The sequence below is a fragment of the Mediterraneibacter agrestimuris genome (assembly GCF_943193195.1).
Classification (GTDB): Bacteria; Bacillota; Clostridia; order Lachnospirales; family Lachnospiraceae; genus Schaedlerella; species Schaedlerella agrestimuris.
Genome location: NZ_CALPDG010000041.1, coordinates 20,000 through 35,245, shown reverse-complemented (window position 1 = coordinate 35,245; position 15,246 = coordinate 20,000). Strand labels below are relative to the sequence as shown.

The 15,246-nt window shown below is 45.3% G+C and carries 14 protein-coding genes and 4 pseudogenes; all 18 read left to right on the top strand.

Going from position 1 to position 15,246, the window contains the following annotated elements; all coding sequences use genetic code 11:
* Positions 1-102 precede the first annotated feature (102 nt).
* A pseudogene (locus NFS18_RS15585) lies at positions 103-885 on the top strand (ParA family protein); the annotation flags it as partial.
* On the top strand, positions 839-1,072 hold the full coding sequence (locus tag NFS18_RS15580; protein ID WP_456299369.1) for a ParB N-terminal domain-containing protein: 234 nt from the start codon (positions 839-841) through the stop codon (positions 1,070-1,072). The pseudogene NFS18_RS15585 and the gene NFS18_RS15580, both read left to right, overlap by 47 nt.
* A 51-nt stretch (positions 1,073-1,123) precedes the next feature.
* Positions 1,124-1,498, top strand: coding sequence for a TnpV protein (locus NFS18_RS15575; RefSeq protein WP_001129922.1), 375 nt, complete (start codon positions 1,124-1,126; stop codon positions 1,496-1,498).
* A gap of 366 nt (positions 1,499-1,864) precedes the next feature.
* On the top strand, positions 1,865-3,784 hold the full coding sequence (tet(O), locus tag NFS18_RS15570; RefSeq protein ID WP_000691758.1) for a tetracycline resistance ribosomal protection protein Tet(O): 1,920 nt from the start codon (positions 1,865-1,867) through the stop codon (positions 3,782-3,784).
* Positions 3,785-3,835: 51 nt separating this feature from the next.
* Complete coding sequence (locus tag NFS18_RS15565; protein WP_002779755.1) at positions 3,836-4,009, top strand: cysteine-rich KTR domain-containing protein; 174 nt, start codon at positions 3,836-3,838, stop codon at positions 4,007-4,009.
* A gap of 490 nt (positions 4,010-4,499) precedes the next feature.
* Complete coding sequence (locus NFS18_RS15560) at positions 4,500-5,009, top strand: sigma-70 family RNA polymerase sigma factor (RefSeq protein ID WP_105116765.1); 510 nt, start codon at positions 4,500-4,502, stop codon at positions 5,007-5,009.
* Positions 5,010-5,103: 94 nt separating this feature from the next.
* The gene (locus NFS18_RS15555) at positions 5,104-5,529 is read left to right on the top strand and encodes an RNA polymerase sigma factor (RefSeq protein WP_000323895.1); all 426 of its coding nucleotides are present in this window, start codon (positions 5,104-5,106) and stop codon (positions 5,527-5,529) included.
* Between the two features lie 83 nt (positions 5,530-5,612).
* A pseudogene (locus NFS18_RS15550) lies at positions 5,613-6,087 on the top strand (RNA polymerase sigma factor).
* A 154-nt stretch (positions 6,088-6,241) separates the two neighbouring features.
* Positions 6,242-7,274: pseudogene (locus NFS18_RS15545) on the top strand (AAA family ATPase).
* A gap of 517 nt (positions 7,275-7,791) precedes the next feature.
* A complete protein-coding gene (gene mobV, locus NFS18_RS15540; protein WP_001820668.1) occupies positions 7,792-8,757 on the top strand; it encodes a MobV family relaxase in 966 nt (321 codons plus the stop codon).
* 8 nt (positions 8,758-8,765) lie between these two features.
* Entirely contained in the window at positions 8,766-9,620 is an 855-nt protein-coding gene (locus NFS18_RS15535; protein WP_000743700.1) for a ParB/RepB/Spo0J family partition protein, read from the top strand.
* A 45-nt stretch (positions 9,621-9,665) separates the two neighbouring features.
* Positions 9,666-9,896: a YdbC family protein gene (locus NFS18_RS15530; protein WP_001206986.1), complete on the top strand. Its 231-nt coding sequence runs from the start codon at positions 9,666-9,668 to the stop codon at positions 9,894-9,896.
* A 71-nt stretch (positions 9,897-9,967) separates the two neighbouring features.
* Positions 9,968-10,159 carry a hypothetical protein gene (locus NFS18_RS15525; RefSeq protein ID WP_001820669.1) on the top strand — a complete coding sequence of 64 codons (192 nt, stop codon included), beginning with the start codon at positions 9,968-9,970 and terminating at the stop codon, positions 10,157-10,159.
* Positions 10,160-10,213: 54 nt separating this feature from the next.
* A complete protein-coding gene (locus NFS18_RS15520) occupies positions 10,214-12,070 on the top strand; it encodes a recombinase family protein (protein WP_001820670.1) in 1,857 nt (618 codons plus the stop codon).
* Positions 11,965-12,777 carry a ParB/RepB/Spo0J family partition protein gene (locus NFS18_RS15515; RefSeq protein ID WP_251391909.1) on the top strand — a complete coding sequence of 271 codons (813 nt, stop codon included), beginning with the start codon at positions 11,965-11,967 and terminating at the stop codon, positions 12,775-12,777. The genes NFS18_RS15520 and NFS18_RS15515 overlap by 106 nt, the downstream gene beginning before the upstream one ends.
* Positions 12,778-12,962: 185 nt before the next feature.
* Positions 12,963-13,043: pseudogene (locus NFS18_RS20090) on the top strand (YdcP family protein); the annotation flags it as partial.
* Positions 13,044-13,146: 103 nt separating this feature from the next.
* The gene (locus NFS18_RS15510) at positions 13,147-13,785 is read left to right on the top strand and encodes a CPBP family intramembrane glutamic endopeptidase (RefSeq protein ID WP_040014032.1); all 639 of its coding nucleotides are present in this window, start codon (positions 13,147-13,149) and stop codon (positions 13,783-13,785) included.
* Positions 13,786-13,876: 91 nt separating this feature from the next.
* Complete coding sequence (locus NFS18_RS15505) at positions 13,877-15,244, top strand: FtsK/SpoIIIE domain-containing protein (protein ID WP_251391906.1); 1,368 nt, start codon at positions 13,877-13,879, stop codon at positions 15,242-15,244.
* Positions 15,245-15,246: the final 2 nt, after the last annotated feature.

The following is a 15,246-nucleotide window of genomic DNA, read 5'->3' as shown; positions in this document are numbered from 1 at the left end:
AGTAAATCAACCAAAGAATCCTTTATTTATAAAGATTTCTATCTCTAGCTTTGCATAATATATAGCTTTTCATAACCAACGTTATGTGAAGCTTCACATAACGTTGGAAAGACGACCACGGCGGTCAATCTGGGCGTGGCTCTGGCACAGCAGGGCAAAAAAGTCCTGCTCATTGATGCCGATGCACAGGCAAATTTAACCATGTCGCTTGGTTACAGCCGACCAGACGATTTGCCCGACACGCTCTCCACCATCATGCAGGACATTATTGATGATAAACCCGTCGATGTTTCCAGAAGCATCCTGCACCATGACGAGGGCGTTGACCTGCTCCCGTCCAACATTGAATTGTCGGGCTTGGAAGTAAGGCTGATTAACGCCATAAGCCGTGAAAGCGTACTGAAAACCTGCATCAATGAGGTGAAAAAGAATTACGACACGGTTCTCGTGGACTGTATGCCGAGCTTGGGTATGCTGACTATCAATGCGCTTGCGGCTGCTGACAGCGTGGTTATCCCGACGCAGCCCCATTATCTTTCCGCCAAAGGCTTAGAGCTGTTGCTTCGCTCCGTGTCTAAAGTGAAACGGCAAATCAACCCGCACCTGCGGATTGACGGCATCCTTATGACGATGGTAATGCCACGCACGAACATTTCTAAGGAAATCACGGCTACGGTAAAAAGTGCCTACGGGCAGAGGATAAAGGTATTCGACACGCAGATACCCCACTCCATCCGAGCCGTGGAAGCCACCGCAGAGGGAAAGAGCATTTTTGCCTACGACAAAGGCGGCAAGGTAGCCGCCGCTTACGAGCAGTTCGGAAAGGAGGTGGCGGAGCTTGGCGAGAAGCAGAGAAAGCAAAATCGAGCTGACCGCATACGATGACCTCTTTGAAACGGACGAGAGCCGTGCAGAAGCGAACCTAAGCAAAATAAGGGAAATCCCGATTGCGGAGATTGACGAGTTCCCAGACCATCCGTTCAAGGTCTTAATGGACGAGGACATGGAGCAGCTTGTGGACAGCGTAAGGCGGAGCGGCGTAATGACCCCTGCCACAGTCCGCCAGATGTAGGACGGATTTTGCGGACATTCAAAATAAAAAAGAATGTGGAGGTAACAGACAATGGCAAAATCATTATTTGAGGAACTGGGCGGCAAATACGAAAGGCAAGGGGATTATTTGATACCGTGCTTAACTGTACCCGCCGAAGAAGAACAGGCAATAGGCATCTGGGGGCAACGGCATTTAGATTATCTAAAACAGTACCGTAAAGTTACATACACCAATCTTCTTACAAGCGGCAGGCTAAACGCCTACCTTGCCGACATCAACAGACAGGCACAGGAACGCTTTGAAAGGCTCATAGAGGGTATGAAACAGGCACAGGGCATAACGGAACAGCTAAAGGCAGAAAACGCCTTAGAATGGACAGGATGCCTCAATAACATAAGGGCTTGTGCGAGGGAGATTGTGGAAAAGGAAATTATTTTTGCATAAACAGATGATTAGTGGCAGGGGGAAATCCTGCCGCTTTTTCTGCTTTAGTTTGTCAGCTTGACAAATAAAGGGTTAAGGAATATAATTAGATTCAGTATTATACAAGGAGTTAATAAATATGCGGCAAGGTATTCTTAAATAAACTGTCAATTTGATAGTGGGAACAAAAAGTAGCAGTCCCGTTTCACTTTTAATATGGGGCTTAGTTTTTTGTACCCAGTTTAAGAATACTTTTATCATGTAATTTTATATGCCCGAAAACATATAAGTGTTTTGGGGCTATTGGAGTTATTTACCCAGTGATAGGAGTATTTATCACTGGGTATTTTTATGCCCTTTTTTGGGTGTTGATAGGAGGAAAATCACATGAAAATAATTAACTTAGGCATTCTGGCTCACGTTGACGCAGGAAAGACAACATTAACGGAAAGTTTATTGTATACCAGTGGTGCAATTGCAGAACTAGGGAGCGTAGATGAAGGCACAACAAGGACAGATACAATGAATTTGGAGCGTCAAAGGGGAATCACTATCCAGACAGCAGTGACATCTTTTCAGTGGGAGGATGTAAAAGTCAACATTATAGATACGCCAGGCCATATGGATTTTTTGGCGGAAGTATACCGTTCTTTATCCGTATTAGACGGAGCAGTATTATTAGTTTCTGCAAAGGATGGCATACAGGCACAGACCCGTATACTGTTTCATGCACTACAGATAATGAAGATTCCGACAATTTTTTTCATCAATAAAATTGACCAAGAGGGGATTGATTTGCCAATGGTATATCGGGAAATGAAAGCAAAGCTTTCTTCGGAAATTATAGTGAAGCAAAAGGTTGGGCAGCATCCCCATATAAATGTAACGGACAATGACGATATGGAACAGTGGGATGCGGTAATTATGGGAAACGATGAACTATTAGAGAAATATATGTCAGGGAAACCGTTTAAAATGTCAGAACTGGAACAGGAAGAAAACAGGAGATTCCAAAACGGAACGTTATTTCCCGTTTATCACGGAAGCGCTAAAAACAATCTGGGGATTCGGCAGCTTATAGAAGTAATTGCCAGTAAATTTTATTCATCAACGCCTGAAGGTCAATCTGAACTATGCGGGCAGGTTTTTAAGATTGAATATTCAGAGAAAAGGCGGCGTTTTGTTTATGTGCGTATATATAGCGGAACATTGCATTTGAGGGATGTTATTAGAATATCTGAAAAAGAGAAAATAAAAATCACAGAGATGTGTGTTCCGACAAACGGTGAATTATATTCATCCGATACAGCCTGCTCTGGTGATATTGTAATTTTACCAAATGATGTTTTGCAGCTAAACAGTATTTTGGGGAACGAAATACTGTTGCCGCAGAGAAAATTTATTGAAAATCCTCTCCCTATGCTCCAAACAACGATTGCAGTAAAGAAATCTGAACAGCGGGAAATATTGCTTGGGGCACTTACAGAAATTTCAGATGGCGACCCTCTTTTAAAATATTATGTGGATACTACAACGCATGAGATTATACTTTCTTTTTTGGGGAATGTGCAGATGGAAGTCATTTGTGCCATCCTTGAGGAAAAATATCATGTGGAGGCAGAAATAAAAGAGCCTACTGTTATATATATGGAAAGACCGCTTAGAAAAGCAGAATATACCATCCACATAGAAGTCCCGCCAAATCCTTTCTGGGCTTCTGTCGGGTTGTCCATAGAGCCGCTCCCTATTGGAAGCGGAGTGCAGTATGAAAGCAGAGTTTCACTTGGATATTTAAATCAATCGTTCCAAAATGCGGTTATGGAGGGGGTTCTTTATGGCTGCGAGCAGGGGCTGTATGGATGGAAAGTGACAGACTGTAAAATCTGTTTTGAATATGGATTGTATTATAGTCCTGTAAGTACCCCCGCAGACTTTCGGCTGCTTTCCCCTATCGTATTGGAGCAGGCTTTAAAAAAAGCAGGGACAGAACTATTAGAGCCATATCTCCACTTTGAAATTTATGCACCGCAGGAATATCTCTCACGGGCGTATCATGATGCTCCAAGGTATTGTGCAGATATTGTAAGTACTCAGATAAAGAATGACGAGGTCATTCTGAAAGGAGAAATCCCTGCTAGATGTATTCAAGAATACAGGAACGATTTAACTTATTTCACAAATGGGCAGGGAGTCTGCTTGACAGAGTTAAAAGGATACCAGCCAGCTATTGGTAAATTTATTTGCCAACCCCGCCGCCCGAATAGCCGTATAGATAAGGTTCGGCATATGTTCCACAAGTTAGCTTAACAGCTTGCAAAAGTCATATAAAATGAGATTTGAAAGGATTAGAGACTAATTATGATGAAATGCGAATGGATATTGTGTCCTGTTTGTGGGAGCAAAACCCGTAATAAAATTAGGAAGGACACTGTTTTGGAGAATTATCCCCTTTATTGTCCAAAATGCAGACAAGAAAGATTGATTAAAGTTGACAACTTGAAGATAACTGTCATCAAAGAGCCAGACGCTTAAGACGCAGAGCCGATGAAATTGTGGAACAATTCACGAATCATCGGCTCTTTTTGTTTCGTATTTGAAAGAACAAACTCACCAAATAAAAAAAACGATATTCGGGTGGGTTATTTTGTTATACCCTAAATTACCCTCTGAATTTGTTTTTAAATTTGGAGGGATTTTTTTATGTCCTTTTTTCGGGCAGTTATCTATCTGCTCATACGAAGCAAAATTTATCAATACATAGCATATCAGAGAACGGCAGGAAACCAGTTAAAAAAATTTCTGCCAGTGCAACGGTACTTCTCACCTTGAAAGTAGAAGTACAATCTCCATACAATAGAATTACTATTTCCTATAACCGTAAAGGTCACAGAGCCTTTGCGGTTTTTCTTTTGTCGGTTTTTGTTGGAAAGTGCCGTAGGGCTGTTTCTGATATGCGGTGTCGTTCTCCGCCTCTCCATCTGGATTTTTTACATTTCAAAAATTCAGATGGGAGGTATTTATGGTGAAATATGCACCAAGAAAGGTATATATCAGAGAAAGTGGCGGCTATGTGGAATTATCCTACACGGAGTTCTGCCGTTGCAGGGAATCCGACCAGACCTATATGGACAAGCTGTTTATCCCCATTCAAGGCTGTCTGCTTGAAGTCGTGAGGGAGCAATACACAGACTTCTACCGTGACAAGGAACGGTGGCGTTATCTGCAAAAATTAGATACAAAGAATAGACTGCTATCTCTCGACGGATTTACGGACAGCGAGGGGAATCCTCTGGACTTTATCACTGATGAAGCGGTGGACATTGCAGAAACCGTTGTCAATGCGGTCATGGTGGACAGGCTGAAAGCCGCCCTGCCTTTGCTGTCGGATAGTGAACAGGAGCTGATACAGGCAATCTTTTTTGACGGACTTTCCGAGCGTGAAGTCGGGGCGAGGTTGGGCATAACCCAGAGCGTTGTAAACAAACGCAAAGCCAGAATCCTAATAAAACTAAGAAAGATAATAGAAAATTAAAATTTAAGGCGTTCAGCCCCCTTGTTTTTTCCTTTGGGAAGATGAGGGGGCTTTTCTCTGCCCTCTCAATCAATTCTGATTGGAGGAAGTAAGAATGGCATACAACCACGGACGGGAGGACAGGAAATGGCGTATCTGGAAAGAAGCGGAGGAAAAGCTGCTGCGTGAGTGCGGCGTTGATGAAGCGACCATTGAGCAGATACGCATGGCGGACAGGGCAGACTTCAATTCCAACAGGCGGTTTTACCGATGGACGAATGACGTTGCGGAATATCTTGAGGACATGGCAGGCAGGGAGCGGCAGGCGGAAGTGGGTACGGTTGCGGAGTTACTGGAAGAGATTGAGAGCGAAAATCTCTATCAAGTATTAGTCACGGTGGACGGGCGTACCTTGAAAATCGTCCTGCTGAAAATGCAGGGGTATTCCACAAAGGAGATTGCCCCGCTTGTGCATTTGACGACTGGTGCCATCTATGCGAGGTTAGACCATCTGCGGAAGAAGCTGCGGAAAATTTTATAGCTTCTAAAACAGCCTGCCATCCTGCGGGCTACTGGGTGAGGGATGGAAATCCCCTCACTCATTTTTTGCAGGAGGACAACAGGATGGCATACAGGGTTAAGGCATACACGCTTCGGGAGGAATCCACGGAAAGCGGCACAAGGTATTTTATCAGCTTTAAGGACGGGCAGGGCAAATCCCACGAGTTGGAAGTGTCGGAACAGTTCTTTATGGAGTTTCGGCAGATGGAGCGCAGGAACAGGAATCTTTTCTAATGGGACGAGCGGCACAGGGAGTTTAACGAGGTATGGGACGAAACCCTTTACAGACGGGCGTTGCGTGTGCCTAAGAGCCTTGATGAACGCATGGTTGAGGAAGAACGGAATGAAACGCTCTATAAGGCGGTTGGGAGCCTTCCAGAGATACAAAGGCGGCGTTTCCTGCTCTACTACGAGTATGAGTTCAATTTTTACCAAATCGCCGCTATGGAGCATTGCACCGCTTCGGCAATACAGAAATCTGTTGCGATTGCAAAGGAGAAAGTAAAGGCGGAAATTGAAGAAATATCTCCAACCGTGACCGACACCGCCCGAAAAAGAAATCTGTTTTTTATTTGTGTGGGATTGGCGGCATTACATACTCTCACTTTTTTCCGTGGGAGTAAATCTATTTTTAAGGAGGTCAACGCCTATGTGCAACGAAAACAAAGACACCGCCCGAAAGGAGGAAAGCCATGCAGAAGTTACAGACAGTCAACGCCGAAACGCTCCTTTATGAACCGCTTGAGAAACCATCCTTTGTGGTGGACAGCCTTATCCCGACAGGCTTATCGCTGTTCTGCGGCTCACAGAAGATAGGCAAAAGCTGGCTCATGCTGAAGCTATGCTTATGCGTGTCGCAGGGAATCCCTTTATGGGATATGCCGACAATGGAGGGCGATGTGCTTTACCTCTGCCTTGAGGACACGTTCTGCCGCATACAGGACAGGTTATTTCGTTTGACGGACGAAGCAAGCGGGCGGCTCCACTTTGCCGTGGCAAGCTGCAAGCTGTCAGACGGTCTTATCGTGCAGCTTGAAGATTATCTGAAAGATTACCCAGACAGCAGGCTCATTGTCATTGATACCTTGCAGAAAGTCCGTACAGCTTCAAAAGACAATGCCTATGCAAGCGACTATGGGGACATCTCCCTCATCAAAGACTTTGCCGACAGGCACTCTCTGGCGGTCATTGTCGTACACCACATCCGAAAGCAGAATGACAGCGACGTGTTCAACAAGGTGTCTGGGACGACAGGATTAACGGGGAGTGCGGACGCTACCTTTGTTCTGGAAAAGGAGAAACGTGCGTCTGACACCGCCAAGCTGTATGTGACGGGCAGGGACACGCCTTATCAGGAATACACGCTGCGTTTCCGTGATTGCCGTTGGGAGCTTGTGGAGCGGAAAACGCAGGAGCAGCTTGCGAAAGAAACGATACCAGATGTCCTTTTTCGGTTGGTGGATTTTATGAGGGATAAGGAAGAATGGATAGGCACGGCAACGGAACTGTTAGCCGCTATGGGGGAAACGGAAACCATACCCACGGTGATTACGAAATGGCTGAATGAATACCGCACCACATTTTTAAGCGAGAACCGTATCTGCTACCAGTACAGCCGCAGGAAAGACGGCAGGCGGATTGCCCTTGCAAGGAGGGCGGGTGACAGCGGTGATGGTGGTGACAGCGATATTAGGATACCCCCCTGTTACTGTCATTGACGCTTAAAGCCATGTAAAGCTGGCGGCTCTGCCCTGCGGGTGACAGCAGTGACGGTGGTGACAGTGATTTTAGGATACCCTGCCGCTGTCATCCCTACGGGAGAACACCCCGTAAACGCAAAATGCAGGCGTGAGATTTACTCGCCCTTTTCGGTCGTGTAAAACCACCCCTGCGGTCAGAAAAATCATTCCGATTTTTCCGACTGCGTTTACAGGGTGTAACACACTACACTTTGCCCTGCAAAGTCGTGTGCCAGACGTTCCCTCTGGACTCCCTTAAGGCAGGGCTGTGCCCTGCTATCCTACGCCTTACGGCTTCGGATAAAAGAATGGCGGCATGACGGTGACGGCTCTTGCGAGGGGGGTATCCCAAAAACACCGTCATCATCGACATGACCGTCATGCAGGGGGTGAGGGTGACAGTTGCGGCAGTCGGCAGGGGGTATCCCAAAACTGCTGTCACCACCGTCACCGCTGTCACCCCAAAGGACGGTCACCCGCCGAAAGAAAGGAGGAATCCGCCTATGCCTTATGCAATCCTGCGTTTCCAGAAACGAAAAGCGGGCGGCGTTGCGGCTTGTGAACGCCACAACGAGCGGAAGAAAGAAGCCTACAAAAGCAACCCAGATATAGATATGGAACGCTCTAAAAACAATTACCATCTCATAGCACCACCAAAGTACACCTACAAGAAAGAGATTAACCGCATGGTAGCCGAAGCGGGGTGCAGGACAAGGAAAGACAGCGTGATGATGGTGGAAACGCTCATCACAGCTTCACCAGAATTTATGAACCAGTTACCGCCCGAAGAACAAAAAGCGTATTTCCAGACGGCTCTTGACTTCATTTCGGAGCGTGTTGGAAAGCAGAATATCCTCTCCGCTGTCGTCCATATGGACGAGAGAACGCCCCATATGCACCTCTGCTTTGTGCCGATTACGCCAGACAATAAGCTGTCAGCGAAAGCTATCTTAGGCAACCAGAAATCATTATCCGAGTGGCAGACCGCCTACCATGAGCGGATGTCCTCACGGTGGAATCAGCTTGAACGGGGGCAGTCCTCAATGGAAACCAAGCGGAAACACGTCCCCACATGGCTCTATAAATTAGGCGGCAGGCTTGATAAACAGTATGAAGAAATCGTGTCTGCCCTATCCGACATCAACGCCTTTAACGCAGGGAAGAAAAGGGATAAAGCGTTAGATTTACTCTCTGCATGGCTGCCAGACGTGGAGAAATTCTCTAAGGAAATCGGGAAACAGCAGGCGTATATCGACAGTTTGAAAGAGAGAATTGGGCAGGAATCAGACTATGCGGGGCGTATGCGTGATGAAAAGTACGAGCAGGAACTAAAGGTGCAGAAAGCGAATCAGAAGATATTTGAATTGCAGAGAACCAACGAGCAGATGGGGCGGCTGCTGTCAAAAATACCGCCCGAAGTGTTGGAAGAATTGCAGAAAAATCATAGAAGCAGAGCGAAAGAAAGGTAGATATGTGAATGAAGAAACAGGATTTTAAGGTGTTAAAGACCAAAGACTTGTACCCGTTCCCCGACAATCCGTTTCATGTGGCAGAAGATGAAACACTGTCAGAGTTAGCGGAAAGCATCAAGGAATTTGGCATTGTCACGCCGATAATCACACGCCCGAAAGAGGACGGGGACGGTTATGAAGTGATTGCAGGACAGCGGCGTGTCCGTGCTTCTGAACTTGCAGGGATAAATACCGTGCCTGCGTTTGTCCTGCCCTTAGACCGTGACCGAGCCATCATCACCCTTGTAGACAGCAATTTGCAGCGTGAGAATATCCTGCCATCGGAGCGGGCGTTTGCTTACAAGATGAAATCCGAAGCCATGAAGCGGCAGGGTTTCCGCACAGACTTAACCTCGTCACAAGTTGTGACGAAGTTGCGGACGGACGACAAGGTGGCACAGGGCTTCGGCGTGGGCAGGATGACCGTGCAGCGTTTTATCCGCCTGACGGAACTGATACCGCCGATTTTGCAGATGGTGGACGAGGGGAAAATCGCCCTCACGCCTGCGGTGGAACTGTCCTTCTTGAAGAAAGACGAGCAGGAAAACCTCTTTGCCACGATGGAGAGCGAAGAAGCAACGCCCTCACTCTCACAGGCACAGCGGATGAAACAGTTAAGCCAGAGCGGGCGGCTTGACATGGATACGATATTTGCGATTATGACGGAGGAAAAGGGCAACCAGAAAGAAACCTTGAAAATCAACACAAGCAAGCTGAAAAAATACTTTCCGAAGAACACAACGCCGAAGCAGATGGAGGAAACCATCATCAAACTTTTGGAGCGTGAGTTGCAGAGGAAACGCAACCGTGACAGCCGCTAATCTTCTTTTTTCGGGAAGTAAATACAGAGAGTTGAGGTATGGAGAATGAGAGAAATCCAGTATGAAATCGTAAAGGAAATCGCAGTATTGTCTACGGGCGACAGTGGCTACACAAAGGAAATCAATCTCATTTCATGGAATGGGAAAGAGCCGAAGTATGACATCCGCAGCTTTTCCCCGAACCGTGAAAAGTGCGGCAAGGGAATCACGCTGAACGCTGATGAAGCGGCGGCACTCCTTAAAGCATTACAGAAAGAATTAAACAGCGAGGATTAATGGTATCTGATTGGCAGGGCGGGGACATTTCCAAACTCTTCCCTGCCCTGTCTGGAAAGGAAGATTTAAGTATGGGCGAGGATAAGAAAGCAGATAAAAAGAGAAAGCGTATCGTGCCAAAAGCACCAGTGCAGATGATAATCAGCCGTGAATATGTCGGCACACAGACCGTTACAGAAGCGTTTGTCCCGATTATCTCCGAGGATATTCGGAAGAAGATTGCCGAGGGCGACACCTTCGACAATGAGGGGCTGTCCGCTTAGAATGTACGCAATGGGACATGAAAACAGATAGGACAGATACGGAGGTTTTACAGTATGGCAGGAATCAAAGAAGAAAAGAAAATCTATTTAGTCGGCATTTATTGCCGCTTATCTAAAGACGATGGTACGGATAACGAGAGTGCGAGCATTGCGACACAGAAATCCATCCTCACGGATTATGTGAAAAAGCAGGGATGGCACATAGCAAAAACGTATGTGGACGATGGTTATTCTGGTACAAATTTCCAAAGACCAAGTTTCCAGAATATGATAAAAGACATTGAAAGCGGTCTGATAAACTGCGTGATTACGAAAGATTTATCCCGTCTGGGGAGAAACTATCTTGATTGTGGGTTATATCTGGAAGTTTTCTTCCCAGAGCATAACGTGAGGTATATAGCGGTCAATGACGGCGTAGATACCTTGAATAAATCTGCTATGGACATCACGCCTTTCCGCAACATTTTAAACGAAATGTATGCCGCTGACATATCTGTTAAGATAAAATCGGCATATCGGGCGAGGTTTCAACAGGGGAAATTCATGGGAACTACCGCCCCTTATGGCTATATCAAAGACCCTGCCGACCACAACCATCTGCTGATAGATGATAAAGTGGCACATGTTGTAAAAGAGATATTCGACCTTGCATTAAAAGGGAATGGAGTTGCCAAAATTTGCAGACATCTTAATAAACAGCATATCCTACGCCCTGCCGCTTATGCGGCGGAGCGTGGCGAAACAGGCTTTGAACGTCATTTTGAGGGGAACGAGGACAAACGCTATATTTGGAGTGGGAACAGCGTGAGGAGCATTTTAAGAAGCCCGATATATGCGGGAAATCTTGTAGGCTACAAACGGATTGCCGCCAATATGAAAAGCAAGAAACGCCCCTCTAAGCTGCCCGAAGAATGGGAAGTGATACCCAATACCCATGAGGGAATAGTCACGCAGGAGGAATTTGATATTGTCCAACAGCTTATTACAAGTCGTAGGCTTCCACAGAACAAGGGAGGATTTGTAAATATTTTTGCAGGCGTTATCAAGTGTGTGGACTGCGGATGTGCTCTGCGGGCAATGAACGTACACAGGAGGAAACGCCCAGAGATTATCGACTGTGTACAGTATTCATGTAATAATTATGCAAGAAACGGAAGAAGCGAGTGTAGTGCCCACAATATAGAAGCAAGGGATTTATTCAATGCCGTTCTTGCCGACATCAACTGTTTTGCGGATATGGCAGTGAATGATGAAAAGGCGGTCAGGGCCATAGAAAAGCGGCTCACGGAAACAGACCAGAGCAGGGCGAAAGCATTAGAGAAAGAACGTAAGAAGCTGAACAAACGCCTTGCGGAACTGGACAGGCTGTTTTCCTCTCTCTACGAGGATAAGGTCATGGAGCGTATTACCGAGCGGAATTTTGAGATGATGTCGGGGAAATACCAGAAAGAGCAGCTTGAAATTGAAGCAAGGCTGAAAGAGGTGACGGAAACTCTTAATGAAAGCTACGAGAAATCACGGGGAATCCGTGACTTCCTCGCCCTTATCCGAAATTATCAAGGCTTAAAAGAACTGGATGCAACAGTTATAAACGCACTCATAGACAAGATACTTGTTTCGGAGCGTGAGAAGATGGCAGACGGAACAGTGAAGCAGGAAATCAAGATTTACTATAAATTCATCGGCTTTGTCGATGAATTACATATCATACCTACAAAACGGTGGGCAGCAATGCCCGCTAAAAATTGTACGGTGTGCGGCGTTGAATATGTCCCGGGCTCTGGTGCATCAAGGTATTGTCCTGCTTGTGCCAAGAAGATACGGAGGGAGAAATCAAACGAGAGCAAACGCAGGAGCAGAGAACAGAAAAGGATAGCATGTATGAACTGTCCGCAAAAAATGACCGACTGAAAGAGGACGGGCGGTATGAGCTTATCAGCGGTCACAGGAGGAAAAAGGCTTGCGAGCTTGCAGGGCTTGAAACGCTTAAATGCGAGGTTAAGGAGCTGACCCGTGACGAAGCGATTATTGTCATGGTTGAGAGTAATCTCCAACGAACGACCATATTGCCGAGTGAAAAAGCCTTTGCGTATAAGATGCGGCTTGAAGCTATGGACAGACAAGGACAACGTGTTGATTTAACTTCGACACCAGTGGTGTCGAAGTCGAGGTCTAACGAAGAACTTGCCGACAAAGTAGGCGAAAGCCGTGAGCAGATACGCCGTTATATCCGTTTGACCGAGCTTGTACCCGAAATCCTGCAAATGGTTGATGAACGCCAGATTGCTTTCCGTCCTGCTGTTGAGATTTCCTATCTTTCCGAGGAACAGCAATATACACTCTTAGAAGCGATGGGCTACAACGATGCGACGCCCTCTCTTGCACAGGCTATCAAGATGAAAAAGTTCATGCAGGAGGGAAAACTCACGGATGAGGTTATCCAGAGCATCATGCAGGAGGAAAAGCCGAACCAGAAAGAGAAGCCCGCCTTTAAGGACGAGCGGATAACCAAGCTGATACCGAAATCCATCCCCAGAGGGCAGGAAACGGATTTTGTCGTAAAGGCGTTGGAGTTCTACAACCGCCATCTGCAAAGGCAGCGGGGGCAGGAAAGATAACCGCACACTTGGGGAGAAGTCCGCCCTTTGGGGGATAGCAAATTTTTTTAAACATCCCCCTCTCCACACCTCTCCCCCTAGATACTGCCAGTAACTATCCGAGAAAAGAACAATTAAAGCTGTCCACACGGGCGGCTTTTTTTCTGCCAGAAAGTCAACTATCAACATGAGAACGAACAGGAGGTAATATTGTGTTGAAGAATAAAGGCAACCAGAACGCAGGCAGTCCACAGAACCATACACCGCAGGGACAGCTGAAAAAATAAGTATGAACAATCAAAGTTGATTGTGTGCTATGGAAAAATATTGTAGTTTCTATGTGAGGGTGCTATAATGTTAAACGAAATTTTTCATTTTAAGGAGGACATCATGTTAGAACTTACAATATCAAGTATATCGACTGCAATTATCAACCTAATAGTTTTTTCATTAGTACCAGTTATTTGGTGGTTTTTCAGACACCGAAAAGAAACGGGATTTTTTAAATGGATAGGTTTTTATAGACCACAATTAAAAAGTAAATGGTGGATTTTACTTATCTTTGCTGTTCTGTATTATTTCTTTTACAATTTTGATTTTACACAGCTTGTTGACCCTAAAACATTAGAATACATAGAAAGTAGTTCTGCCGTATCAGCAAATGTTTTTGCAGGAATAGGTTTTACTGCAATTTTACCTGCTTTCATTGAAAATTTTGTGGCAAATGGCGTCGCAGAAGAAGTTTTGTATAGAGGTTTTTTATGTAAAAGATTTTGCAATAAATTTGGAACTGTACAAGGTATAATTTTGCAGGCAGTCTTATTTGGACTTATGCACAATGTATTATATGTTTTAGCTGGTCTTGAAGTAGGCTTGTGGTATCATACATTAACATTTGTCTTTACTGGAACTGGGGCATTATTATTGGGGTGGTTAAATGAGAAGATTTTTAATGGTTCAATCATTCCTAGTATTTTATTACATGGTGCTGGCAATTTTATTGCTTCAATGCTGATTGCTTTTGCATAAAATTAAGTTTATAATTTCATATCCATACACATAAAGCAGTTAGTCTTATGATTGACTGCTTTTTTCATACCCAGAAAGGAGTGATTGATTTATGCGTAAGATTTGGAACAAAGGACACCGTATCAGAGCCAGCGACAAGCACCTTGTTTACCACTTTTCCATAGGGACGCTTCTGTTTGTATTTGTGGCGGTTCTTTTGCTACTGAATATAAAACAGCTCATGCGTACCGACTGGGAGCATTTCAGCTTGTTAGAAAACGGCTTGACGCTTTCTCCTTACAACTTCATAACCATACTGATAGCAACTGGCATTTGTGCATTGGTCGCTTTTCTGTATTACCGCTTCTGTTACGACAGTTTCAAGAAGCTCCTGCACCGTCAAAAGCTAGCAAGAATGATACTGGAAAATAAGTGGTATGAAGCCGATACCGTACAAGACAGCGGTTTTTTTACTGACCTGCAAAGCAGATCAAGGGAAAAAATTGTCTGGTTTCCGAAGATTTATTATCAAATGGAAAAGGGACTGCTTCATATCCGCTGTGAAATTACGCTGGGAAAATATCAAGACCAGCTTTTACGGTTAGAGGATAAATTGGAAAGTGGCTTGTATTGCGAACTGACCGACAAGACCTTACATGACGGCTATATCGAATATACCCTGCTTTATGATATGATAGCGAACCGTATTACCATTGATGAAGTACGGGCAGAGAACGGCTGTCTTAGATTGATGAAAAATCTTGTCTGGGAATATGACGCACTCCCCCACGCTCTGATTGCTGGTGGGACTGGTGGCGGTAAAACATATTTTCTTCTGACGCTCATTGAAGCCCTACTGCATACCAACGCTGTCCTTTACATCTTAGACCCGAAAAATGCGGACTTAGCAGACTTGGGAACAGTCATGGGAAACGTGTATCACACCAAAGAAGAAATGATAGACTGTGTCAATGCCTTTTATGAGGGCATGGTACAGCGAAGTGAGCAAATGAAACGACACCCGAACTATAAGACGGGCGAAAACTACGCCTATCTGGGACTTCCCCCCTGCTTTCTTATCTTTGATGAATATGTGGCGTTTTTTGAAATGCTGGGGACAAAAGAAAGTGTGGGCTTACTTAGCCAGTTAAAGAAAATCGTCATGTTAGGACGACAAGCAGGTTATTTCCTTATCGTTGCCTGCCAGCGTCCAGACGCAAAATATTTCTCGGACGGTATCAGAGATAACTTCAATTTCCGTGTGGGACTTGGGCGTATCAGCGAATTAGGTTACGGTATGCTGTTCGGTTCAGATGTGAAAAAGCAGTTTTTTCAGAAGCGTATCAAGGGGCGTGGCTATTGTGATGTGGGAACAAGCGTTATAAGCGAATTTTACACGCCTTTAGTCCCAAAAGGACATGACTTTCTACAAGAAATCGGCAGACTGGAAGAAAAAAGGACTGCAAGCAACGAAAGCTGACA

Excerpts from the sequence above, each read along its gene's own strand:
- NFS18_RS15575 (WP_001129922.1), top strand. The coding sequence starts at position 1,124 with ATGGCAAAATCATTATTTGAGGAACTGGGCGGCAAATACGAAAGGCAA.
- NFS18_RS15565 (WP_002779755.1), top strand. The coding sequence starts at position 3,836 with ATGATGAAATGCGAATGGATATTGTGTCCTGTTTGTGGGAGCAAAACC.
- NFS18_RS15555 (WP_000323895.1), top strand. The coding sequence starts at position 5,104 with ATGGCATACAACCACGGACGGGAGGACAGGAAATGGCGTATCTGGAAA.
- mobV (WP_001820668.1), top strand. The coding sequence starts at position 7,792 with ATGCCTTATGCAATCCTGCGTTTCCAGAAACGAAAAGCGGGCGGCGTT.
- NFS18_RS15535 (WP_000743700.1), top strand. The coding sequence starts at position 8,766 with ATGAAGAAACAGGATTTTAAGGTGTTAAAGACCAAAGACTTGTACCCG.
- NFS18_RS15530 (WP_001206986.1), top strand. The coding sequence starts at position 9,666 with ATGAGAGAAATCCAGTATGAAATCGTAAAGGAAATCGCAGTATTGTCT.
- NFS18_RS15525 (WP_001820669.1), top strand. The coding sequence starts at position 9,968 with ATGGGCGAGGATAAGAAAGCAGATAAAAAGAGAAAGCGTATCGTGCCA.
- NFS18_RS15520 (WP_001820670.1), top strand. The coding sequence starts at position 10,214 with ATGGCAGGAATCAAAGAAGAAAAGAAAATCTATTTAGTCGGCATTTAT.
- NFS18_RS15510 (WP_040014032.1), top strand. The coding sequence starts at position 13,147 with ATGTTAGAACTTACAATATCAAGTATATCGACTGCAATTATCAACCTA.
- NFS18_RS15505 (WP_251391906.1), top strand. The coding sequence starts at position 13,877 with ATGCGTAAGATTTGGAACAAAGGACACCGTATCAGAGCCAGCGACAAG.